Here is a 24,162-nt window from a genome sequence, read left to right on the forward strand (position 1 = left end):
CCGTTTAATGCAGGGGGAAAATATGTACGTTGCGGTTGGACAATTTGCAGTAACAGCGGACTGGCAAAAAAATGCCGGAACCTGCGTTTCACTGATGGCTCAGGCGGCAGAGCAGGGGGCATCATTGCTGGTGCTGCCGGAAGCGCTGCTGGCGCGGGACGACAACGATCCTGACCTCTCCGTGAAGTCAGCCCAGCAGCTTGACGGAAGTTTTCTGACGCTGCTGCTGGCCGAGAGCGCGCGTAATAACCTGACCACGGTGCTGACCGTGCATGTCCCTTCTACTGCGGGCAGAGCGATTAATACTCTTGTTGCCCTGCGCGGCGGCAGGATCGTTGAGCAGTACGCCAAACTTCATCTTTATGATGCGTTCAGTATTCAGGAGTCCAGACTGGTTGATGCTGGCTCGGTTGTACCGCCGCTGATTGAAATAGACGGCATCCATCTTGGATTAATGACCTGCTACGATCTGCGCTTTCCGGAGATGGCGTTGAACCTGGCGCTGGCGGGGGCAGAAGTGCTGGTCCTGCCTGCGGCCTGGGTCAGAGGGTCGCTCAAGGAGCATCACTGGTCTACGCTACTGGCGGCCCGGGCGCTGGACACCACCTGCTATGTGATAGCGGCAGGGGAGTGCGGCAATAAGAATATCGGCCAGAGCCGCATAATCGATCCTCTTGGCGTAACGATAGCGGCAGCCGCCGAGGGGCCTGCGCTGCTGCTGGCAGAGATTAGCCGGGAGCGTATCATCCAGGCGCGCCAGCAGTTGCCGGTCCTGCGCAACCGACGCTTCGCGCCGCCGCAATTATTGTGAGTTTTTTAAACAACGCTTGATTCACCTTGTTACAGATTGCTATTGTGTGCGGGCGTCAAATGACCGTTAATAAGGTCGGGTTTTTAAGGCGCGCAATGCAGCCTGTTTACGTCAAGAAGGTATCTATGGGTGAAATTAGTATTACCAAATTGCTGGTGGTAGCCGCACTGGTTGTCCTGCTGTTTGGTACCAAAAAATTACGTACGCTGGGCGGAGACCTGGGTGCTGCCATCAAAGGCTTTAAAAAGGCGATGAATGACGATGACGCAACGGCGAAGAAAACTGCCGACGCGGATATCGCAGCCGAGAAACTCTCTCACAAAGAGTAACGGCAATTGCCATATGGCTTTTGAAAGAAAAAAACCGGCCTGTAAGCCGGTTTTTTTATGGGGGAACTGTAAACTTTTGTGACGGGTTTACTTCACTTCTTCGCCTTTCGCCTGCATATCGGCATGGTAAGAGGAACGCACGAACGGACCGCAGGCAGCATGGGTAAAGCCCATCGCCATCGCTTCGGCTTTCATCTCGTCAAACTCTTCAGGGCTTACGTAACGCTGCACCGGCAGGTGATGACGGCTTGGTTGCAGATACTGGCCCAGGGTCAGCATGGTGACGCCGTGGCGGCGCAGGTCGCGCATCACTTCAACAATCTCTTCGTTAGTCTCACCGAGACCGACCATCAGACCTGATTTAGTCGGGATATCCGGATGGGCTTCTTTAAAACGCTCCAGCAGCTTCAGCGACCAGTTGTAATCTGCGCCCGGACGAACCTGACGATAGAGGCGTGGTACGTTTTCCAGGTTGTGGTTAAACACGTCTGGCGGATTGGCGTTGAGGATCTCAAGCGCACGGTCCATACGGCCACGGAAGTCAGGAACCAGCGTCTCAATCTTAATGGACGGGCTCTTTTCACGAATGGCATTAATACAGTCAGCAAAGTGCTGAGCACCGCCGTCGCGCAGATCGTCGCGGTCAACGGAGGTGATAACCACATAGCGTAATGCCATGTCGGCGATAGTCTGGGCCAGCTTCTGCGGTTCATTGGCATCCGGGGCGACAGGACGACCATGGGCAACGTCACAGAACGGGCAACGGCGGGTACAGATGGCGCCGAGGATCATGAAGGTCGCGGTACCGTGGTTAAAGCACTCGGCAAGGTTCGGGCAGGAGGCCTCTTCACACACGGAGTGTAGGCCGTTTTTGCGCATCGCCGCTTTGATTCCCTGAATACGCGAAGAGTCCGCCGGAAGTTTAATTTTCATCCATGCCGGTTTTCTTAACAGCGCTTCGCGCTCCGTAGCCACGTTTTTAACCGGGATTAGGGCCATTTTATCGGCATCACGGTATTTAACACCGCGTTCCATCACAATGGGTTTACTCATAGCGTGCGTCTTCCAGTTGCGAAAATCGAAGGAAAGCGTTTCAATTCAAGGGAATGTTGTATTTATCAACTATTTTTGAACGAACGACAGGCAGTATATCATTGATACGGACGATAAAGCAGCCTGCCCGGTCGCCAAATTGTAAAATAGTTGTTGTTTAGTGCTTTTTGCGTGGTTCAGCGCAACTTTACGTGGGATGGCCCCGATTAAAAGGCCTGGCGGATAACGTTTATCAGATTTTCCAGCACCGGGTCGCGCATGCTCAGCTTATTGTAATACAGCGAGATTTCGACGGACTCGGCATTCAGCGGGGCGAAGGGGATCTGTTCCACCGGCCAGCAGTGACGCACCATATTAAACAGGCGCTCCGGGATGATACCCAGCAGATCGCTACTGCCAACCAGGGCGGCAATGGTAAAAATATTGTAACTGCTGAAATTCACCAGACGTTCCGGGAAAATATCCTGAACGCGCTGTCGCAGCCCGTTGAGGTTTTGCCCCTCCATCAGCAGCAGCGTTTGCTCGTAGCGCTGCAGATTTTCAACCGTAACTTCCTCCTGCAGCGCCGGATGGCCTTTGCGACAGATCAGAAGTAGCTTATCTGCAAACAGCACGTGGCGGCTTAAGGCCCGGGCATTCAGGGTGTTGCTGTCCACGATCAGATCGGTCTGAAACTGGCTGAGCTGCGCTTCGGGGTCATTAACCGAGATATTGCGTAACATCAGCTGAGGCGCATGCGTCTTCACGGCCTGGTAGATCAGTGGCATCACCAGCGCGCCTATGGCTGGCGTTGTGCCAATGGTGATGATTCGCTGCTTGTCGTAGCTGCCGGTTAAATCCAGCGCCCCGAGGATGGATTCAAGCCCCTGACTGATATATTCATGCAGATGCGTGGCATAGGCGGTAGGCGTCACGCCCTGGCCTTTACGGATAAACAGCGGGTCGGGAAAAATGGTGCGCAATTTCTGGATAGACTGACTAATTGCTGAGGGAGTGAGATTCAGAATTTTCGCAGCATTAACGATCCCTTTGTGCACATATACGGCCTCAAAAATCGTCAATAAATTAAGATCTATATTACGTAAAGTCCGAAAAATTTGTGGCTTTGCATCACTGCCTGGATCGCTCAAGCGCTTTTCTGGAAGATTATTATTATCCACGCTGTCCCTCCGTATGTATTCACAATATAAATAATAGTTGAATTTAAATAATGTGCTTATTGTTATGCTTAAACAGTTTCAAGGAATTAAGAATGTTAAGTAAACTCATGGGGTTGTCTGGTTTTTGCGCAGGCATAATCGCACCGACCGGGTGGCCCTGTCGATGCTGAAAGCAGGCGATCGCGTATACGCAGTTAGGTTGCGGGTGTTTTGAAAATATAGAATCTGCGAATTAATGTAAAGGATAAATGCAGTGGAATAAGAGTGGCTCATAAAATAAATGAGCCAAATGCGGAAAGTCATTAAGCAGGGATATATTTATGCGGCGGATTGTTTAGCAGCGCTAAAAAAGAGTTAACTAAATGTGGCTGTACGATTTCGGGCGTAATGTTCTCTACCCACTGGCGCATTTGTGCCATTTCCATCCCGGCATAACCACAAGGATTGATGCGCTGGAAAGGCGAAAGATCCATATTAATATTGAGGGCAAGACCGTGAAAAGAACACCCTTTACGAATTCGCAGACCGAGAGAACATATTTTCATTTCGCCGACATAGACGCCCGGGGCGTCTGCGCGCGGGTGCGCTTCAATATCAAATTCAGCCAGCGTGTTGACTACCGTCTGTTCAAGCAGCGTCACCAGTTCACGCACGCCGAGCTTCCTGCGCTTCAGGTTGAGCAGGACATACATCACCTGTTGACCCGGCCCATGATAGGTAATCTGCCCGCCACGATCGCTCTGGACAACCGGAATATCGCCAGGCATCAACAGATGCTCGGCTTTGCCCGCCTGACCCTGGGTAAATACGGGGGGGTGCTCTACCAGCCAGATCTCATCCGGCGTGTTCTCGTCGCGTGTGTCAGTAAATTCATGCATAGCCTGGGAGACAGGCTCATAGGGCTGCAGCCCAAGCTGGCGAACGAGAAGGGTGTCCTGATACAAAACGATCTCTCCGAACGAAGGAAAAAACTGTAGCGGGGAGTATATCACAGAGGTGAAACAGGTTACCCGGCGATGCGGGTAACCGAAAGGCGTTACAGCACCATGCGAACGATATCGATGTTGCCGAGCTCTTCATACAGGGTCTCGACTTGTTCAATATGCGTGGCAGTGATGGTGATCGAAACGGAATGGTAGTTGCCTTTGCTGCTGGGTTTCACCGTCGGAGAGTAGTCACCTGGCGCATGGCGCTGTACTACCTCAACCACCTGATCAACCAGCTCAGGCAACGCCTGTCCCATTACTTTGTAAGTAAAAGGAGTAGGGAATTCAAGCAGTTCATTAAGTTTGGTTTTCATGGGAGCTCCGGCAGTACGTCAAAAAAATAATAACTCCCACGTCGGGTGGGAGTTATCAGGTTACATAGTATATGGGGACAGAAATCACACTTTCAAGTGTTCAATTCTTAACCAAACCAGTGATGGAACATCAATTTAATGTAATCAATGATTTTGCCGAAGAAATTGCCTTCAGGGATTTCATCCAGCACCACGAGAGGGCGCTGATCGATGGTTTTACCATCGAGCTGGAAGTTGATGGTGCCGACAACCTGGTTTTTCTGCAGCGGGGCGTGCAGCTCGCTGGAGTTCAGCACATAGCTGGCCTTCAGGTCTTTCATACGGCCACGGGGAATGGTCAGGTAGAGATCTTTATCCACGCCCAGTGAGGCACGGTCGTTATCACCGAACCAGACCGGTTCAGAGGCGAACTCTTTACCTGCTTTCAGCGGGTTCACGGTTTCGAAGAAGCGGAAGCCCCAGGTCAGCAGTTTCTTGCTTTCGGTTTCACGCCCTTTGAAGGTACGGCCGCCCATTACCGCAGAGATCAGACGCATCTGGCCCTCTGTCGCTGAGGCCACCAGGTTGTAACCCGCTTTATCGGTGTGACCGGTTTTGATGCCGTCAACGTTCAGGCTGTTATCCCACAGCAGGCCGTTGCGGTTGGTCTGACGGATACCGTTAAAGGTGAACTCTTTCTCTTTGTAGATGGTGTATTCGTTCGGCACGTCACGGATCAGCGCTTGGCCAATCAGCGCCATATCGCGCGCAGAGCTGTACTGACCGTCCGCATCCAGGCCGTGAACGGTCTGGAAGTGGCTATTTTTCAGACCCAGCGCGCTCACGTAGCTGTTCATCAGACCAACGAAAGCGTCCTGGCTGCCGGCGGCAAAATCGGCCATTGCCACGCAGGCATCGTTACCGGACTGCAGATTGATACCACGGATCAACTGAGAGACGGGAACCTGCATGCCCGGTTTCAGGAACATCAGGGATGAGCCTTTGAATACCGGGTTGCCGGTGGCCCACGCGTCGTTGCCGATGGTGACAAGGTCTGTCTCTTTGAATTTACCTGCTTTCATCGCCTGGCCGATGACATAGCTGGTCATCATTTTGGTCAGGCTGGCCGGGTCGCGACGTGCGTCAGCGTTCTGTTCAGCCAACACTTTGCCGGAGTTGTAGTCGATCAGGATGTAGGATTCCGCGTCGATCTGCGGAACGCCCGGGATCATGGTCTTGATATTCAGGTCATCGGCGTGAGCAACAGAGAGCGTGGCTGCGCAAAGCGCCGTAGTGAGCGCCATGCGCTGCATAAAACGAGCGGAGAAAGTGGTCTTCATGGTCAGAACAACGACATCCGTGATGGAATTAAAAAAAGTGCCTTACTATAGCAAATGCTATACAGGCAGGCATCCGACTTTCAGCATGAGAGTGTGAATCAGCATTACAAATACTGACAATTCGGATACCGCTGATTAATTATTTCGCAACAGCGATAAACGACTGTAACTGCGCTTCATTCTGCAGGCGTTGCTGTAACGCAGCGGCCTCAGATTTGATGGCAAACGGGCCAAGCTGGATACGCCAGACCGCGCCATTTTGCTCAACGCGACCCGGAACGCCAAACTGCTGGCCGAGACGCTGCTGATACTGCTGAGCACGCGCCCGATCGCTAACTGCGCCAACCTGAACGACATAGCCACCGGCCTGAGCAGGGGCGGAAACAGGGGCCGCAACCGGAGCCTGAACTGGGGCAGAGACAGGCGCCGTGACCGGCGCCGTCTGGTTCACCGGGGCGGTGACAACCGGCTGTGGCGCTGGCGGTTCACTGCCTTCCAGCACGCCAGAGGCGAGGGTCGTCGGTGCACCGAGGAAGCCGCTGCTGCTGACCGGCGCGCCCATGCTGTCTTCGCTTTTCAGCGTGTCGTTGCTGATGGGGCGCACGTCACCCTCTGCAGGCATTGGTTCGGATGCGGACGACGCGCTACCCATACCGCCGCTCAGGTCGGGACGCGCGGGCAGGGCATAAGTCTGTTTAGCCACAGTGGTACAGGCCATACCCGGGCCGGACAGAGAGCCGTCCTGGGCAACAATAATCGGGTCGATCCGGACTTTGGTGTTATTTGAGGTGTTCAGACGGTCAGCCGCTGCGCGTGACAGCGAAATAACGCGGTCGTTGCCGTAAGGGCCACGGTCGTTGATACGCACCACAATCATCCGGCCATTCGCCAGGTTAGTAATACGCGCGTAGCTCGGAATGGGGAGGGTGGGATGCGCAGCCGTCAGCTGCATCGGATCGAAGGCTTCACCGGATGCGGTCAGGTTGCTTCCCGGCTCGGCATCATAAATCGCCGCCAGGCCTGCCTGACTGAATCGGGACAGATCCTGAACGATTTTGTAGCTTTTACCGTCACGTTCGTAATCCTGATTCGCGGTAGCGCTCAGTGGTTCAAAACGCGGATCGGCTCCGCTGATCTCAACCACCGGTCCATTACATACGGCTGGCTGCGGCGGCGCGACGGTCGCTTGCTGCTGACCATCGTCACTTGTACAGGCTGCCAGTAAACTCACTGCGATGCAGATCCCAGACCACTGCTTACGCATTGCGTGCCCCTTATACGCTTTTTGACAACATTTTTCTGTGTGTGTGGATCGACATGACGATCCCGAACCCGGCCATCAGTACAATCAGGGCCGAGCCTCCGTAACTCACCAGGGGAAGCGGTACGCCAACCACCGGCAGAATACCGCTCACCATACCAATATTTACGAAAACATAAACGAATAAAATCAACATCAAGCCACCGGCCATGACGCGACCAAAGGTGGTTTGCGCGCGGGCTGCGATCCATAATCCACGCATGATTAGCAGCAGATAGAGCGCCAGCAGAATCAAAATGCCCACCAGGCCCAACTCTTCGGCCAGAACCGCGAAGATAAAGTCGGTATGACGTTCCGGCAGGAACTCAAGCTGTGACTGAGTACCGTGCAGCCAGCCCTTACCGCGCAGGCCGCCAGAGCCGATCGCAATCTTCGACTGTATAATATGATAGCCTGCTCCGAGCGGGTCGCTCTCCGGATCAAGCAGCATCATCACGCGCTGACGCTGATAATCGTGCATCAGGAAGAACCACAGGATCGGGATAAAGGCCGCGACCAGCACCACCGCAATCCCGATAAGCCGCCAGCTCAGCCCGGAGAGGAACAGCACGAACAGGCCGGAAAGGGCGATAAGAATCGAGGTGCCGAGGTCCGGCTGGGCTGCAACCAGCAGCGTAGGCAGGAAGATCAGCACCAGCGCAATCGCAGTATTTTTCAACGACGGCGGACAAACATCACGGTTGATGAAGCGCGCCACCATTAACGGGACGGCGATTTTCGCAATCTCGGAGGGCTGAAAACGCACGATACCCAGGTCAAGCCAGCGCTGCGCGCCTTTCGAAATAGCCCCAAAGGCATCTACCGCCACCAGCAGAATAATACAGAAAATGTAGAGATAGGGCGCCCAGCCTTCATAGACGCGCGGCGGGATCTGCGCCATCACCACCATGATCACCAGACCCATGGTGATCTGACCGATCTTACGTTCGGTCATCCCGAGATCCTGACCACTGGCACTCCAGATAACCAGAGCGCTGTAAACCAGCAGCGCCAGCAGGATCAGCAGCATGGCCGGGTCGATGTGGATCTTGTCCCACAGCGATTTTTTATTCGGATTATCGGTCACGATTATTGGTCCTCCGCGCCAGCGGCAGCCGGGCTCTCGCTCGGCAATTCAGTGTTGTTGTCACCCAGCATAATGTGGTCAAGGATCTGGCGCATAATGGTACCGACCGCCGGGCCGGCACCGCCGTTTTCCAGAATAATCGACACCGCAACCTGCGGGTTATCATAAGGAGCAAACGCAATCATCAGCTTGTGGTCACGCAGACGTTCAGCAATTTTGTGTGCGTTATAGGTTTCGTTCGCCTTCAGGCCGAAGACCTGCGCGGTACCGGATTTTGCCGCGATTTTATACGGAGCCCCGGCAAAGTACTTGTGCGCCGTACCGTTCGCGCGGTTGGCAACGCCGTACATTCCGTCTTTGGCAATTTCCCAGTAGCCGGAGTGGATATCACCCACCGGCGGCTCATGCGGCTGCGACCATGGCACTTTTTTGCCGTCTTCAACGGTGCTCATCAGCAGGTGCGGCACTTTCACCACCCCGTCATTGATAAGGATCATCAGCGCTTTGTTCATCTGAATCGGGGTCGCGGTCCAGTAGCCCTGGCCGATCCCCACCGGAATGGTGTCACCCTGATACCAGGGCTTTTTAAAGCGTTTCAGCTTCCATTCACGGGTTGGCATGTTGCCGGAGCGCTCTTCCGACAGGTCGATCCCGGTGTAATGACCATAGCCAAATTTGCCCATCCACTCGGACAGACGGTCGATACCCATGTCGTAGGCGACCTGGTAGAAGAAGGTATCCGCTGACTCTTCCAGTGATTTGGTGACGTTCAGGTGGCCGTGGCCCCATTTTTTCCAGTCGCGGTAGCGTTTTTCGGAACCCGGCAACTGCCACCAGCCCGGGTCGAAGAGACCGGTATTACGGGTGATCACCCCTGCGCTCAGGGCAGAGACCGCCACGTAGGGTTTCACCGTTGACGCAGGCGGATAGACACCCTGCGTCGCGCGGTTGACCAGCGGCGTGTTCGGGTCGTTGAGCAGGCCAGAGTAGTCTTTACTGGAGATACCATCGACGAACAGGTTCGGGTCATAGCTTGGGGTCGACACCAGCGACAGAATGCTGCCGCTACGCGGGTCGCTCACAATGACCGCCGCACGGCTGCCCGCCAGCAGGGTTTCGATATACTGCTGGAGTTTGAGATCCAGGGTCAGATAGATGTCATGCCCGGCCTGGGGCGGCACCTCTTTCAACTGGCGGATCACACGGCCGCGGTTGTTGACCTCAACTTCTTCGTAACCGGTCTGGCCGTGGAGCAGGTCTTCGTAATAGCGTTCAATACCCAGCTTGCCGATATCGTGCGTTGCCGCGTAGTTGGCGAGCTTGCCGTCTTTATCCAGCCTGTCGACGTCTTTATCGTTAATTTTGGAGACATAGCCGATGACGTGCGTTAGCGCGGAACCGTAAGGGTAGAAGCGACGTTTGTAGCCCTTAACTTCCACGCCAGGAAAGCGGTACTGGTTCACGGCGAAACGGGCAACCTGCACTTCGGTGAGGTTGGTTTTTACCGGGATCGACGTAAAGCGATGCGAGCGGGAGCGCTCTTTTTTGAAGGCGGCGATATCGTCATCATTCAGATCCACTACGCTGCGCAGCGCATCGAGCGTCTGCTGCACGTTATCGACCTTCTCAGGCATCATTTCAATCTGATAGATCGTGCGGTTCAGCGCCAGCGGCGTACCGTTACGGTCATAGATAATGCCGCGACTGGGGGCGATGGGGACGAGTTTGATGCGGTTTTCGTTGGAGCGGGTCTGGTAATCGGTAAAACGGACAATCTGCAGATTATAGAGGTTGGCGATCAGCACGCCCGTCAGCAGCAAAATCCCCAAAAAGGCGACCAGCGCCCGGCGCACAAACAGCGCGGACTCAGCCGTATAGTCGCGAAAAGAATTCTGTAGTTTCATCCGCTGCTTAATCTACCCAAGACTTAATCATTACTCACGGTGATAAGGGTGGTTGGTCGTGATGCTCCACGCGCGATAGAGGCTTTCAGCAACCAGAACCCGGACCAGCGGGTGGGGAAGCGTCAACGCGGAGAGAGACCAACTTTGTTCTGCTGCCGCTTTGCAGGCGGGGGATAATCCCTCCGGACCGCCAATTAACAGGCTGACGTCGCGACCGTCATGCTTCCAGCGCTCCAGTTCGTGCGCCAGCTGCGGCGTATCCCAGGGTTTACCCGGAATATCGAGAGTGACGATGCGGTTTTTGCCTGCGGCCGCCAGCATCAGCTCACCCTCTTTATCGAGAATACGCTTGATATCCGCATTTTTGCCGCGTTTGCCAGCGGGGATCTCCACCAGCTCAAACGGCATGTCTTTTGGAAAACGACGCAGATATTCAGTAAACCCCGTTTGTACCCAGTCGGGCATTTTTGTACCGACGGCTACCAGTTGCAGCTTCACGCATTAACCCCAGAGTTTTTCCAGCTCATACAGGCGACGGCTCTCTTCCTGCATGACGTGGACAATCACATCGCCAAGGTCAACGACGACCCAGTCAGCGGTGGCTTCGCCTTCAACGCCGAGCGGCAGCATGCCGGCAGCGCGAGATTCCTGAACCACATGGTCAGCGATGGAAGCAACATGGCGAGTGGAGGTGCCGGTGCAGATAATCATGCAATCGGTGATGCTTGATTTGCCCTGAACGTCGATGGCAATGATGTCCTGACCTTTCAGATCATCAATTTTGTCGATAACAAAATCCTGGAGTGCTTTACCCTGCAAGTTTTCCCCCTGGGAGAGTGAGATTGAATAACTGTAAATTCGTAGCCAGACAGTATACCTGAACTGGCTGCAGTGTCGGGACAAATGTCACCGGACGGGCATGCGAAGGCGGGTATCATCCCACCCTATGCCGGAGATTGCATCGCCATTTTTGTAAAACAGTTTTTGTAAAACCGTGCTGGCGGGAAGTCTGGCAGCGGAGGATATCAGCCTGGACGGGGGTGTCAATGGCGAGAGCGCGAATGGCACGCTTTTTCTCCCGCACGCCAGTCAGTTGCTGCTTTTCTGATACAGGCCCTGCTGCTGAATGTAACTTAACACCGGCAGCGGTAACATCTCATCACAGGGGAGTCCCTGCTGCAGACGCTGGCGGATAAGCGTCGCTGAGATATCAAACCAGGGGGTTTCCGCGAGGTAAATTTTGCCGGCCGGCAGATTGTGCAGATCCTCAACCTGATACGTCAGATACTGCTCCAGCCACAGCTGGTGCTGCTCCTCTTTCATCGTCAGGGGATAGCCCGGACGACGGCAGACGATTAAGTGGCTGTTATCGAGGATCGTCTGATACTGATACCAGGTGGGGAAATTGAGCAGCGAGTCCTGACCGATAATAAACGCCAGCGGTTTTTCCGGCCCTTGTTCGCTGCGCCAGGCCTGTAAAGTCTGCGCGGTATACGAAGGGCTGTCCCGGCGCAGCTCTCGCTCATCAAGAACAAACAGCGGCTTATCGGCAATAGCCAGCGCCAGCATCTCTTTGCGCTGGGCGGGGGTGGCTTCTGGCTGCGGGCGATGCGGCGGCACGTTGTTGGGCATTATCGTGACGCGCTGCAGGCCAATCTGGTTGGCGAGGATCTCGACCGGTTTCAGATGCCCGTAGTGGACCGGGTCAAAGGTGCCGCCATACAGTGCCTGTAAAGATTGCATCTCAACCTTCTATAAAGATATCGGCCAGCGCCTTGTGGCACAGCAGCAGGGAGAGGCTTTCCAGCTCAGACCAGATCGACTGACCGTAATCCTGCTTCAGGGTCAGCTCGGTACGCGTCAGAAGCTGAACGGCCTGGCGCAGCTGTTCCGGGCTCAGTCGGTTCAAGGCTTCGGTGGTCATGCCGCGGCGATTCTGCCAGACCCGGTGCTTATCAAACAGCGCGCGCAGGGGCGTATGCGCGGACTGACGTTTCAGCGTAACCAGCAGCAGCAGTTCGCGCTGCAGGGTGCGCAGCAGAATAACCGGCTCGCTGCCTTCGAGACGCAGCTGCTGCAGGATATGCAGAGCGCGTTTGCTCTTTGCCGAAAGCAGGGCATCGACCCAGTGAAAAGGGGTGAAGTGCGCCGCGTCGTTAACCGCCTGCTCAACGCGCGGTAAGGTCAGTTTGCCATCCGGCCAGAGCAATGACAGACGTTCCAGCGCCTGGGCAAGGGCCAGTAAATTGCCTTCGTAACAGTAACAGAGTAGCTGGTTCGCGGCGTCATCCAGCTGCAGATTCAGCTGTTTTGCCCGGGCCGCTACCCATTTGGGCAGATGTGCCTGCTCCGGGGTCTGGCAGGATACCTGCACCGAATGGTTTGCCAGCGCGGTAAACCAGGCGGCATTCTCCTGCGCCTTAGTTAGCTTGTTGCCACGAACAATCAGCAACAGATCGCTGTGCAGCAGGCTAACCAACGTGGCAAGCTGTTCGTTGATGGCCGCGTTAGGGCCATTTTCCGGGAGCTGAATAAGCAGGGTTTGCCGGGCGGCAAACAGGCTCATTGCCTGGCAGAGCGAGAAAATCTCCTGCCAGTCGGTGCTGTTATCCAGAGTGAAACTGTGGTGCTCCTCAAAGCCCTGGCTGGCCGCAATCTGACGAACGGCGTCCTGGCTCTCCTGAAGCAAAAGTGGGTCGTTTCCGAGCAGTAGATACGCCGCGCGCAGCCCTTCATTGAGCTGCGCGCGGAGTTGTTCAGGGTACAACCTGAGCATTACTGACCCAGCGTCGTGGAGACGCGAGATGAGGATGCCGCAGGTGTAGCCTTCTGGGCGTTCTCTTTTTCAGCGGAATGGACGCTCGGCAGCTTACGGATCAGCTGCTCCGCTGCCTTGTCATACATTTCGTTCACGATAATGGTCTGCTCAGCGTCTTTCGCAAGGGCTGTCTGCGGGTTATCGAAGAACGAACGGTAGACCTTGGTGCTGATTGGGTAAATATCGCTACCCGGGATCAGAACCGCAGCGTGCACTTCCATCACCATCTGGTATTCCGCAGTACGACCATCCTGGAAGATGGAGGCGGTGTCCTGGCTCAGGGAAGAGCTTATGACGCGGAATGACGGGATATCCTGGCGCAGCGTACTTTTTTCGATCAGATCAACGCCGTTCAGGCGCAGCTGGTTACGAATGGCACGGCTAAGCGGACCATTAGGATCCCCCGAATCGAAAATCATCGTTTTCATCTGTTCCGGCACCTGTGTGGTGTTGCGCAGGTGCCAGCCACATCCGGCGGTGACCAGCACCGCCAGCGATAATAGTAATGTTGCCAGTTGTCGCACGCTTCCTCCCGCGCTTAGCCAACGACCAGGTTCAGCAGTTTACCAGGTACGTAGATCACTTTACGTACGGTAACGCCATCAAGATACTTCGCCACCAGATGCTCCTGGCCGGCACGTTCGCGGACCTGCTCTTCGGTTGCATCAACCGGAACAGTGATTTTACCGCGGACTTTACCGTTTACCTGCACAACGACCAGGGTGGTGTTTTCAACCATTGCGGATTCATCCGCCACCGGCCACGGTGCATTGTCGATATCGCCTTCGCCGTTCAGCTCCTGCCACAGGGTAAAGCTGGCGTGTGGGGTGAACGGGTTCAGCATACGTACGACCGCCAGCAGCGCTTCACGCATGATGGCGCGATCCTGCTCGCCGTCCTGCGGGGCTTTCGCCAGCTTGTTCATCAATTCCATAATAGCCGCAATTGCGGTGTTGAAGGTCTGACGGCGACCAATATCATCGGTCACTTTGGCAATCGTTTTATGAACATCGCGACGCAGCGCCTGCTGATCTTCAGTCAGTGCAGCGGTATCCAGCGCCGGGGCGTCACCCTGAGAGGTGTGCTCGTAAACCAGTTTCCAGACACGTTTCAGGAAGCGGTTAGCCCCTTCAACGCCGGACTCCTGCCACTCAAGGGTCATATCTGCCGGAGAGGCAAACATCATGAACAGACGCACGGTGTCGGCACCGTAGCGCTCAACCATCACCTGCGGGTCAATGCCGTTGTTTTTGGACTTCGACATTTTGCTCATGCCGGTGTAAACCAGCTCGTGGCCCGCGGCGTCTTTCGCCTTAACGATACGGCCTTTGTCGTCGCGCTCAACGATGGCATCAACCGGGGAGACCCAGTTACGCTCGCCGTTCGCGCCCACGTAGTAGAAGGCGTCTGCCAGCACCATGCCCTGACACAGCAGCTGTTTCGCTGGCTCGTCAGAGTTCACCATGCCTGCGTCGCGCATCAGCTTGTGGAAGAAGCGGAAGTAGAGCAGGTGCATGATGGCGTGTTCGATACCACCGATGTAGATATCCACCGGCAGCCAGTAGTTTGCTGCTTTGGAATCCAGCATGCCTTCCTGATACTGCGGGCAGGTGTAGCGCGCGTAGTACCAGGAGGACTCCATAAAGGTGTCGAAGGTGTCGGTTTCACGCAGCGCAGGCATGCCGTTAACGGTGGTTTTCGCCCACTCAGGATCGGCTTTGATCGGGCTGGAGATGCCATCCATAACCACATCTTCCGGCAGGATCACCGGCAGTTGATCTTCTGGCGTTGGCATCACGGTACCGTCTTCCAGGGTAACCATCGGAATCGGTGCGCCCCAGTAACGCTGACGGGAAACACCCCAGTCGCGCAGACGGTAGTTAACTTTACGCTCGCCGACGCCCAGCGCGGCCAGTTTGTCAGCAATGGCGTTGAAGCCTTCTTCGAAGCTCAGGCCGCTAAATTCGCCGGAGTTAAACAGGGTGCCTTTTTCAGTCAATGCCTGTTCGGACAGGTCCGGCTCTGAGCCATCCGCAGCCAGGATAACCGGCTTGATCGCCAGGTTGTATTTAGTGGCAAATTCGTAGTCGCGCTGATCGTGACCCGGAACGGCCATAACTGCGCCGGTACCGTACTCCATCAGAACGAAGTTGGCGGCCCAGACCGGGATCGCTTCGCCAGTCAGCGGGTGCGTCGCGTAGAAACCGGTGGCAACGCCTTTTTTCTCCATCGTTGCCATGTCGGCTTCGGCCACTTTGGTGTTGCGGCATTCGTCGATGAAGGCTGCCAGTTCCGGATTGTTCTCTGCCGCTTTCTGCGCCAGAGGGTGACCTGCGGCAACGGCCAGGTAGGTCGCACCCATGAAGGTGTCCGGACGGGTAGTGTAGACGGTCAGAGTCTGATCGTAGTTCTCAACGTTGAAGGTGATCTCCACGCCTTCAGAGCGGCCGATCCAGTTGCGCTGCATGGTCTTAACGGTATCTGGCCAGTGGTCCAGATTATCCAGATCGTTCAGCAGTTCGTCGGCGTAAGCGGTGATTTTGATAAACCACTGCGGGATCTCTTTACGTTCAACCTTGGTGTCGCAGCGCCAGCAGCAGCCGTCGATGACCTGTTCGTTAGCGAGAACGGTCTGATCGTTCGGGCACCAGTTAACGGCAGAGGTTTTCTTGTACACCAGGCCTTTTTTATACAGCTCGGTGAAGAACTTCTGCTCCCAGCGGTAGTATTCAGGGGTGCAGGTTGCCAGCTCGCGGCTCCAGTCATAGCCAAAGCCCAGCATCTTGAGCTGGTTTTTCATGTAGGCGATGTTGTCGTAGGTCCATGGCGCTGGCGCAGTGTTGTTTTTTACCGCTGCACCTTCTGCAGGCAGACCAAACGCATCCCAGCCGATTGGCTGCAGGACGTTTTTGCCCAGCATGCGCTGATAACGGGCGATCACATCACCGATGGTGTAGTTACGCACGTGGCCCATGTGTAGTCGGCCAGAAGGATAGGGAAGCATCGACAGGCAGTAATACTTCTCTTTGCTCTCGTCTTCGGTGACTTCAAAAGTGCGCTTCTCGTCCCAGTGTTGCTGGACTTTCGATTCTATCTCTTCCGGGCGGTATTGCTCTTGCATGGCAGCCAGTGGTCCTGTGTTCAATACAGCTACAAACGTAGCCAATGGATGTGGTAATTCAGATCCGCATAGCATAGCCCAAACGCCCGCGTCAAAACAGCCTTTACCACTAAAAGCGACTTGCAGGTATTTACGCAGAGTGTGGATGACCTGACAAAGCGGGGCGCAAATAAGGTCTATCATTAGAGAGGTTTACTTACCCGGGAGGCAAAATGATGAACAAGGTTGCTCAATTTTACCGTGAACTGGTCGCCACATTGACAGAACGTCTGCGGAACGGTGAGCGTGATATAGATGCGCTCGTCGAGCATGCACGCGTTAAGGTGATGCAGACGGGTGAGTTAACGCGCACCGAAGTGGAAGAGGTGACCCGCGCGGTTCGCCGCGATCTGGAGGAGTTTGCCCGTAGCTATGGCGAGAGCCAGGATGAGGCTACCGACAGCGTATTTATGCGGGTGATCAAAGAGAGCCTGTGGCAGGAGCTGGCGGACATCACCGATAAAACCCAGCTGGAGTGGCGCGAGGTATTCCAGGATCTCAATCATCACGGGGTGTATCACAGCGGTGAGGTTGTCGGGCTGGGGAATCTGGTGTGTGAGAAGTGCCATTTTCATCTGGCCATCTATACCCCAGAGATGCTGCCGCTCTGTCCAAAATGCGGCCACGATCAGTTCCAGCGTCGGCCATTTGAACCTTGAATCCGTAGTAAAAAGTTATCTTCTTTACAGTAAATCGGTGCGCAAAACTTGCGCACCGTTGTTAAAGTACTGCTTATCTGGTAATGATTTCTGTCGCCTTAAAGTTCTGATTGCCACCCATGTTTGATGCATATTTATGGGAAGAATCCAGAATCATTTTGTTAGCGGTCAATGCACCAACGCCGCAGGTTTTTAAGTTCAGGAAACCACATTTATAACCACCGTTCTCAACTTTTTTGGCAGTCAAGTTCAGCGTATCCTGCGCCGTAATATGGCCGCGGTTAATAATGTTGCCTTTATTTTGCGTACTCAGGGTGAGATCGCCCCAGGAGCGAATCAGCGCTTCGTTATACAGATCGCCAGAGGTAATGACGCTAACCCCAGTACCCTCGATATGACCGTAGTTATCAGTTTTATTATTCTGAATCATGACCGTAGTATAAGTACCTCCCATATAACCGGAGTTGTTCAGCTAGTTGCTTGCCGTAGTCAGACTTTTGCTCGCCTTAATTTGGCTATTAGCGTGTTGGGTGATAGTGCCGTTAGTCTGAATGAGGATATCGCCACCGGACATTGAGCCTGAGTTAATGATTTCACCTGAGGAGAGTTGGTTGTCTTTGGTCGACGTAATTTGCAAAGTTTCAGTGCCATAAATATAACGGTCTGAAGTGAAACTGTTTCCGCCGAAGGTGAACGCGGTGTTGGCACCGTACATTGATCCACCTTTTTGAGTAATATTACCCGCTGCGGAGATGGTCAGCCTATTTCCAGAATGAATATATGCTGCACCCATATTTTCCAGATTGCCGTTGGTGGCAATTACAAGCTCGTTAATTGCCTTAATGGTACCTTTGTTAGAGATATCACTCGCTGCTGAAACGGCCATTTGGTTACCGCTGAAAATCGTGCCGGTATTAACAAGATTATTGGCGCTATTCAGTACGGCAATATTGGCGCTTGAAATATTACCTGTGTTTTTTATTTCGCCCGCAGACATTATCTGGGTCACCATACCACTGTTGGTAATAGAGCGTTCGTTTACCAGCATACCATTGCTGGCCATGGACAGAACGCCCTTCGCAACAATTGCGCCAGTATTGCGTACACCAAAGCCGAGATTATTGCCCACCATGGTAATATTGTCGGCTTTAACACCTCCCATTGCGCTGACGTCAATGCTGTATTCAGGGAAGAGCATCTGTTTCAGGGTGGCTGTTTTTCCGGCGGAGGTGATCTGACCAGTGCTATTGTTCAGGGTGAAGTTACCGGCGCTTATCATGGCATTTTTAACATTAACCTGGCCGTTGAGGCTGATAACGTCAGCCAGCAGAGCGGCATAGTTTTCTGCAGCGTTCATGCCATTACCATCAATGCTAATTTTGCCGCTGGTGATGGTATAGCTGCCGATAGCCCCGGTGTCGGTCATGTTGACTTTACCGGTTGTCATAACCACTTTATTGGCGTTGACAAAGCTACAGCCGGAGCAGGAGATGCCGTTCGGGTTAGCAATGACGACATCGGCTCTCTGACCATTGACCTCGATAAAACCGTTCAGGGCGCTGGATTTATTAGAAGTTACTTCGTTAAGAATGACGGAAGCGCTTCCGTTAGCCAGATTATTGTTCCTGGCAATATTACCCAACGTGCCGTGAACAACATCGCTCGCGCTGTTGTTCAGAATGGCACCTTTATCACTCACGTTAAATTCACGGTACATATTATGCGAAACACCGGCAGCATTAGGTGCTTCGATATCAATGACTTTTGCGCCAGATAAATGGTTATAGCTGAAAGGATCGGCATTTACGCCAGTTGCTGAAAGTGCTGCCGCCAGGGCGACATAGCTGATTTTAAATTTAAACATGTGATTATTCCTTTAATAAAAATATTTCCGAAAATTACTGCTAAATAAACGAGTGATTTTTTATGTTGTTTAGTACCTCCATTGCAATGAAAAACCCATATTAAGCGCATCGGTATGATAACTCTCGGGTTTCACAAGTGGTGTGCCGATAAAAAGATCGTATTGAGTTGCCAGTTTTTCTCCACGCAAACCCACTACCGCGCCGGATAATACTTTTCCGGATTGATACCGATCGCTGCCGATAATTTTTCCTGCATCCAGACCGACATAAAATTGCTGGTCGGGTGTTGGGATGTTCCAGATAAAATCATTGCGCAGATACCATCCCTGGTTACTGAATAGCGTGCTTTCACCATCAAATCCTCTTACTGACCAGCGGTTGCCAATATTAAATAAATTATCGCTGGATAAGGTATCAGGGCTAATTTGCAGACTAAAATGCGGAGCCCAGGCGAACTTTTCTCCGGTGTTGTCAAACTTCATTAATGCTTTAATGTCGGCACGAACGACGCGTGCCTGTTTATTATATAAACCCGCCTTTTCTTCAGGCGTTGGCGTTGAGCTCAGCCAGCCTAACCGATGCTGCATCGTTATTCCGGCATCGACGATCTTTTTGTTAAAGTAGTGCTGGTGGCGTACACCCAGTTCCCAGGCGGGATTTTGCTTACGCATTACCATCAATTCCTCACCGCCAAAATAGTAACGGGAACGGCTTTTAGACACTCGTGCGCTCAGCGAGGTTTTTTGGTCCCGGGTATGAGAGATCAGTCGTTCCAGCGTGGCGCTGTAATAACGGTTCTTGCTTTCATAATCTACCGTTGAGTAATTCCCCCTGAACTGTTGCAGGTAGGTGCTGTGAGACGCATAAACGCTAAGATTCCAGTAGCCGAAGGGAACAGAGTAATAGAGGCTGCTGTTATGGTTGCCGTCATTTTTCTGCTGATATTCCACATCGCCGCCTGCAGCGAGATAAAGGATATCGTCAAGGGCAGTCAAATCATAAAGGTACAGCGCAGCACCGCCCTGATAGCGTCCACTAGCGCGGCTTCCCGCATCATCCAGCCAGGCGCCGAGTTGCCACATTTTATCCAGCTTGCGAGTAATGACGATGTCGGTTTCGCCGTACTGCTTCCCGGGCTGTAATTTCATATGAGCCGATGTGCCAGGGAGGCGCTGGAGATTCGCCATACCCATTTCTAAGTCTTTCAGATTTAATATGTTATCTGAAGAGGTGGGCATTGTGTTCCACAGACGGGTTTCGTCATTTTCGGTTTTCGCATCATATGCTATTTCTCCTACCCGGCCATAAACCAACGTCAGGATTAGAATGCCATTCGCCATATCCTGAGAAGGGATATCAATCAGTGAAGTAATGTACCCACGCGCGATAAGTTCATTTTGTAACGCGTGCGCCAGTAGTTGAATGCCATTTATGCCAAGGCATCGTGATTTCGCCTGGGCGGTCAATTTGCCGAGCATTCTGCGGGTGAGGGCTGCGTCATCTGATTCGATGACCACGTCATTGATATATTTGCAGACGGACTCTTCAGGAAACTTAAGCATTTTCTCACCGGTATAAATGCTGCCGGGTGTATATTCCTGCTCCATCGGTTTTAACGCCGTCTGGCGTGCTTTGTCCTGTTCCGATTGTGTGGTGTCTGGATGACTATTACTGGCGTAGACATGTTTACCCCCCCCGGCATAAATAAACAGGCCAGTAATAAGCATAACGCAAGTTTTTCGCATAAAAGAAATCCATTTCATTTGAAGTTGATTTAATGACTTAATCATTCAGAGTTCCATCCCTGAATTAACGCCGTTTTTATAGTCGAGGTTATCGGAATAATAATAGAAATAAAGTGAATTATATTTTGAGGAGTACTTAATTCCGATTTACTTACTGAAAATTTACTGGGGTGATACCTTTATAAAAAGATGAGGGATAATAGCGAAAGCGCTAGCGCGTTGCTACGTGTCTTTTTCTTAATTCTTTATGAATTGATAGCTGAAATTATGATCTTAATAGATGTGCTGAATGATTCATCTCTGCGCTCTGGTCCTGGGACAAGAGCGCAGGTTTCTGAATTAATTGTAGAATGCAAGTCGCTGCGCCAGCAGATCAACAAAGGCGGCACGGTTTATATCTGTTAACACCGTGGCGTTAGGGGAGTTACCGGTTAAAAAGTAATAATCCACGACGGTCATACCCTGGGTATATTTCCCCTGCGTCTCGACGCCAACCCAGCGCTCGATAGCGGTGAACATATCGGGTTTAAGTAGCCAGGCGATGGTACAGGGATCGTGCAATGGCGCCCCGTGAAAACCCCATTTCTCGGTTTTATGGTACTCCATAAAGAAGTCCAGCAGCTCCGCCACTGTGGTCGCCACCGGGTTACCAATACGGCGACAACGCTCGATATCCTCCGCCATAATTTGCGCCTTGTGCGTCACATCCAGCCCGGCCATTACTACCGGGATGCCGGACTGAAAAACGATTTCGGCGGCTTCGGGGTCGACATAAATGTTGAATTCCGCCGCGGGCGTCCAGTTGCCCAGCCCCATCGCGCCGCCCATGATCACAATCCGGGCGATTTTTGCGTGCAGTTCAGGGTGAGCGTTCAACAGCAGAGCGACGTTAGTCTGCGGGCCGGTTGCCACCAGCGTCACCGGTTCAGGGCTTTTACGCAGTACCTTTGCCATCAGTTCCACGGCCGTGCAATCCTGCGGGGCAAAATCGGGCTCAGGCAGGGCAGGGCCATCAAGACCGCTTTCACCGTGCACGTTGTCGGCAATAATCAAATCGCGCATCAGAGGCTTAGAGGCGCCGCCTGCCACCGGAATATCGCTGCGTTTTAAAAGCGTCAGCATTCGCAGCACGTTGCGCAGGGTTTTGTCCGGAGTCTGGTTTCCGGCAGAAGAGGTCACCGCCTTGAGTTCCAGTTCCGGTGAGGCGAGGGCGAGGACGAGAGCGATCGCGTCATCATGACCCGGGTCGCAATCGAGGATAATAGGTAGTGCCATTGAATTCTCCATTTCTCAGTGTTGTTTTGTGACAAGGCTAACGCTGAAGAGAGGAGCAGACGAGGCAAACAGATGAAAAGCGTGAAGCGGTGCGCAATCTGAGCGATTGCGCACCAGAGGGATTAATGCAGAATTTTGGCGAGGAAGTCTTTAGCGCGTTCGGACTGAGGGTTGGCAAAGAAATCTTCCTTGGCCGAATCCTCGACGATTTTGCCTTCATCCATAAAGATGACGCGGTTCGCCACTTTACGCGCAAAGCCCATTTCGTGGGTCACCACCATCATGGTCATCCCTTCATTGGCCAGCTCAACCATGACGTCCAGTACCTCGTTGATCATCTCAGGATCGAGTGCCGACGTGGGTTCATCAAACAGCATGGCCACCGGATCCATACACAGCGCGCGGGCAATCGCCACGCGCTGCTGCTGGCCGCCGGAGAGCTGCGCCGGGAACTTATCGGCATGTGCAGAAAGCCCTACGCGCTCAAGCAGTTTCAGGCCTTTCTCGCGTGCTGCTGCTTTGTCGCGCTTGAGGACTTTTACCTGGGCCAGGGTCAGGTTCTCAATGATCGACAGATGCGGGAACAGTTCAAAGTGCTGGAACACCATCCCGACGTTGGAGCGCAGCTTCGCCAGGTTGGTTTTCTTGTCATTCACTTTGGTGCCGTTGACGGTGATCTCGCCCTGCTGCACTGGCTCAAGGCCGTTCACGGTTTTGATCAGCGTGGATTTACCGGAGCCGGACGGCCCGCAAACCACCACCACCTCGCCCTTTTTCACTTCCGTGGAGCAGTCGGTCAGCACCTGAAAGTGCCCATACCATTTAGAAACATTTTTCAGGGAAATCATTACACTGTCCTTTTCTTCAGCCAGCTGACCAACAGCGACGCACTTAAACTAATTGCAAAATAGACCGCACCTGCGAACAGGATCATCTCAACCTGAGTACCATCGCGCTCGCCGATGGTAGAGGCGGTACGGAAGAAGTCTGCCAGGCTCAGTACATACACCAGCGAGGTGTCCTGGAACAATACGATGCCCTGGGTCAGCAGCAGCGGAACCATGGCGCGGAACGCCTGCGGCAGAATGATGAGCTTCATCGACTGCCAGTGGGTCATGCCTAACGCCAGCGCGGCGCTGGACTGCCCGCGGGAGATACTCTGGATCCCGGCACGGATAATCTCCGAGTAGTACGCCGCCTCAAACATGGAGAAGGCCACCATCGCCGAGATCAGGCGGATGTCAGATTTCGGCGACAGGCCAAGCACGTCCTGCAGCAGACCGGGTACGATGAGATAGAACCACAGCAGCACCATCACCAGCGGGATGGAACGAAACACGTTGACGTAGGCCGTTGCAAACCAGGCGACAGGCTTAAAGCTCGACAGGCGCATCACCGCCAGCAGCGTACCCCAGACAATCCCGACCACCACCGCCGTCAGGGTGATCTTCAGGGTGATAATCAGCCCATCAATCAGGTAGGGCAGGGAAGGAACAATAGAACTCCAGTCAAACTCGTACATTATTTGCCCCCCAGGTTGCCCGGCAGGCGAACTTTACGTTCGACCAGGTTCATCACCAGCATAATCACAGCGTTAATCAGCACGTACGCCAGGGTAATGGCGGTAAAGGATTCCCACGCGTGGGCGGAATAGTCCAGCAGTTTACCCGCCTGCGCGGCCATATCCACCAGACCGATCGTGGAGGCGATGGCCGAGTTTTTCACCAGGTTCATCATCTCCGAGGTCATCGGCGGCACAATCACGCGATAGGCATTCGGCAGCAGAACATAGCGGTAAGCCTGCGGCAGGGTCAGACCCATCGCCAGTGCGGCATTTTTTTGTCCGCGTGGCAGCGACTGGATCGCCGCACGTACCTGCTCACAAACACGGGCAGCGGTAAACAGGCCGAGGCAGAGCATCGAGGAGACAAAGAACTGAACGTTCGGATCCAGTTCAGATTTGAACCACATGCCGATATCTTCCGGCAACAGTTCAGGAATGACCAGATACCAGGTAAAGAACTGCACGATTAACGGAACGTTACGGAACAGTTCGACGTAGAGGGTTCCCAGCGAAGAGAGAAAACGGTTAGGGACGGTACGTAAAATACCGAACAACGAGCCGACGAGAAACGCAATAATCCAGGCGGTGATCGACAGTGCGACCGTGACCTGAAAACCGCTCCACAGCCAGCCAAGATAGGTGGTGTTGCCGAACGGGGCTTGCTGCAGGAAAATGCCCCAGTTCCAGTCAATTGACATAGTAAACTCCAGAAAAAAAAGGGTAGCAGCGCTACCCTCGAAGATTGGTGAGAAGCTTTAATGTTCGCGCTGAGTGGGGAACGACCACTCAACGTTTAGTCTGTCCGCGCTTCCC

Annotated in this window: 22 protein-coding genes and 1 pseudogene; 3 read left to right on the forward strand and 20 right to left on the reverse strand. The window is 53.6% G+C overall.

Going from position 1 to position 24,162, the window contains the following annotated elements:
• Positions 1-22: 22 nt before the first annotated feature.
• Positions 23-811 (forward strand): deaminated glutathione amidase, encoded by a 789-nt coding sequence (locus FHN83_RS17925; RefSeq protein ID WP_039031371.1) that lies wholly within the window; start codon positions 23-25, stop codon positions 809-811.
• A gap of 125 nt (positions 812-936) precedes the next feature.
• Complete coding sequence (gene tatE / locus FHN83_RS17930; RefSeq protein WP_039031370.1) at positions 937-1,140, forward strand: twin-arginine translocase subunit TatE; 204 nt, start codon at positions 937-939, stop codon at positions 1,138-1,140.
• Positions 1,141-1,227: 87 nt separating this feature from the next.
• On the opposite strand, the gene lipA is transcribed toward tatE, so the two are convergent.
• From lipA to leuS, 14 genes are all read right to left on the reverse strand, one after another.
• Complete coding sequence (gene lipA, locus FHN83_RS17935) at positions 1,228-2,193, reverse strand: lipoyl synthase (RefSeq protein WP_138369603.1); 966 nt, start codon at positions 2,191-2,193, stop codon at positions 1,228-1,230.
• Positions 2,194-2,399: 206 nt separating this feature from the next.
• Positions 2,400-3,353 (reverse strand): YbeF family transcriptional regulator, encoded by a 954-nt coding sequence (locus FHN83_RS17940; RefSeq protein ID WP_039031368.1) that lies wholly within the window; start codon positions 3,351-3,353, stop codon positions 2,400-2,402.
• Between the two features lie 302 nt (positions 3,354-3,655).
• Complete coding sequence (gene lipB / locus FHN83_RS17945; RefSeq protein WP_039031367.1) at positions 3,656-4,297, reverse strand: lipoyl(octanoyl) transferase LipB; 642 nt, start codon at positions 4,295-4,297, stop codon at positions 3,656-3,658.
• A gap of 92 nt (positions 4,298-4,389) precedes the next feature.
• Positions 4,390-4,653, reverse strand: a complete 264-nt coding sequence (gene ybeD, locus FHN83_RS17950) for a DUF493 family protein YbeD (protein WP_003022706.1) — start codon at positions 4,651-4,653, stop codon at positions 4,390-4,392.
• 107 nt (positions 4,654-4,760) lie between these two features.
• Positions 4,761-5,972: a D-alanyl-D-alanine carboxypeptidase DacA gene (dacA, locus tag FHN83_RS17955; protein ID WP_039031366.1), complete on the reverse strand. Its 1,212-nt coding sequence runs from the start codon at positions 5,970-5,972 to the stop codon at positions 4,761-4,763.
• Positions 5,973-6,111: 139 nt separating this feature from the next.
• Positions 6,112-7,236, reverse strand: coding sequence for an endolytic peptidoglycan transglycosylase RlpA (rlpA, locus tag FHN83_RS17960; protein ID WP_139564546.1), 1,125 nt, complete (start codon positions 7,234-7,236; stop codon positions 6,112-6,114).
• Positions 7,237-7,246: 10 nt separating this feature from the next.
• Entirely contained in the window at positions 7,247-8,359 is a 1,113-nt protein-coding gene (gene mrdB / locus FHN83_RS17965) for a peptidoglycan glycosyltransferase MrdB (protein ID WP_039031364.1), read from the reverse strand.
• Positions 8,360-8,361: 2 nt separating this feature from the next.
• Positions 8,362-10,263: a peptidoglycan DD-transpeptidase MrdA gene (mrdA, locus tag FHN83_RS17970; RefSeq protein ID WP_039031363.1), complete on the reverse strand. Its 1,902-nt coding sequence runs from the start codon at positions 10,261-10,263 to the stop codon at positions 8,362-8,364.
• Positions 10,264-10,293: 30 nt separating this feature from the next.
• The gene (rlmH, locus tag FHN83_RS17975; protein WP_139564547.1) at positions 10,294-10,761 is read right to left on the reverse strand and encodes a 23S rRNA (pseudouridine(1915)-N(3))-methyltransferase RlmH; all 468 of its coding nucleotides are present in this window, start codon (positions 10,759-10,761) and stop codon (positions 10,294-10,296) included.
• Between the two features lie 3 nt (positions 10,762-10,764).
• Complete coding sequence (gene rsfS, locus FHN83_RS17980) at positions 10,765-11,082, reverse strand: ribosome silencing factor (RefSeq protein ID WP_032617029.1); 318 nt, start codon at positions 11,080-11,082, stop codon at positions 10,765-10,767.
• A gap of 270 nt (positions 11,083-11,352) precedes the next feature.
• Positions 11,353-12,006 carry a nicotinate-nucleotide adenylyltransferase gene (gene nadD, locus FHN83_RS17985; protein ID WP_139564548.1) on the reverse strand — a complete coding sequence of 218 codons (654 nt, stop codon included), beginning with the start codon at positions 12,004-12,006 and terminating at the stop codon, positions 11,353-11,355.
• Position 12,007: 1 nt separating this feature from the next.
• Positions 12,008-13,039 (reverse strand): DNA polymerase III subunit delta, encoded by a 1,032-nt coding sequence (gene holA / locus FHN83_RS17990; protein ID WP_139564549.1) that lies wholly within the window; start codon positions 13,037-13,039, stop codon positions 12,008-12,010.
• A complete protein-coding gene (lptE, locus tag FHN83_RS17995; RefSeq protein ID WP_139564550.1) occupies positions 13,039-13,605 on the reverse strand; it encodes an LPS assembly lipoprotein LptE in 567 nt (188 codons plus the stop codon). The genes holA and lptE overlap by 1 nt, the downstream gene beginning before the upstream one ends.
• A 14-nt stretch (positions 13,606-13,619) precedes the next feature.
• A complete protein-coding gene (gene leuS, locus FHN83_RS18000) occupies positions 13,620-16,202 on the reverse strand; it encodes a leucine--tRNA ligase (protein ID WP_139564551.1) in 2,583 nt (860 codons plus the stop codon).
• Positions 16,203-16,417: 215 nt separating this feature from the next.
• Here leuS and FHN83_RS18005 point away from each other — a divergent pair, with 215 nt between their 5' ends.
• Positions 16,418-16,900 (forward strand): zinc ribbon-containing protein, encoded by a 483-nt coding sequence (locus tag FHN83_RS18005; RefSeq protein ID WP_139565456.1) that lies wholly within the window; start codon positions 16,418-16,420, stop codon positions 16,898-16,900.
• 73 nt (positions 16,901-16,973) lie between these two features.
• On the opposite strand, the pseudogene FHN83_RS18010 reads toward FHN83_RS18005, so the two are convergent.
• The 6 genes and pseudogenes from FHN83_RS18010 to gltJ all read right to left on the reverse strand — a co-directional run bounded on the left by FHN83_RS18010 (position 16,974) and on the right by gltJ (position 24,047).
• Positions 16,974-18,764: pseudogene (locus FHN83_RS18010) on the reverse strand (filamentous hemagglutinin N-terminal domain-containing protein).
• Positions 18,765-18,833: 69 nt separating this feature from the next.
• On the reverse strand, positions 18,834-20,492 hold the full coding sequence (locus FHN83_RS18015) for a ShlB/FhaC/HecB family hemolysin secretion/activation protein (RefSeq protein WP_139565457.1): 1,659 nt from the start codon (positions 20,490-20,492) through the stop codon (positions 18,834-18,836).
• Between the two features lie 357 nt (positions 20,493-20,849).
• A complete protein-coding gene (gene rihA, locus FHN83_RS18020) occupies positions 20,850-21,785 on the reverse strand; it encodes a pyrimidine-specific ribonucleoside hydrolase RihA (protein ID WP_139564552.1) in 936 nt (311 codons plus the stop codon).
• Between the two features lie 122 nt (positions 21,786-21,907).
• A complete protein-coding gene (locus FHN83_RS18025; protein ID WP_138369598.1) occupies positions 21,908-22,633 on the reverse strand; it encodes an amino acid ABC transporter ATP-binding protein in 726 nt (241 codons plus the stop codon).
• On the reverse strand, positions 22,633-23,307 hold the full coding sequence (gene gltK / locus FHN83_RS18030) for a glutamate/aspartate ABC transporter permease GltK (protein ID WP_039031355.1): 675 nt from the start codon (positions 23,305-23,307) through the stop codon (positions 22,633-22,635). Before gltK ends, FHN83_RS18025 begins: the two co-directional genes overlap by 1 nt.
• Positions 23,307-24,047, reverse strand: a complete 741-nt coding sequence (gene gltJ, locus FHN83_RS18035) for a glutamate/aspartate ABC transporter permease GltJ (protein WP_039031354.1) — start codon at positions 24,045-24,047, stop codon at positions 23,307-23,309. Before gltJ ends, gltK begins: the two co-directional genes overlap by 1 nt.
• Positions 24,048-24,162: the final 115 nt, after the last annotated feature.

The sequence above is a fragment of the Leclercia adecarboxylata genome (genome assembly GCF_006171285.1).
In the GTDB taxonomy this organism is placed as follows: domain Bacteria; phylum Pseudomonadota; class Gammaproteobacteria; order Enterobacterales; family Enterobacteriaceae; genus Enterobacter; species Enterobacter barmai.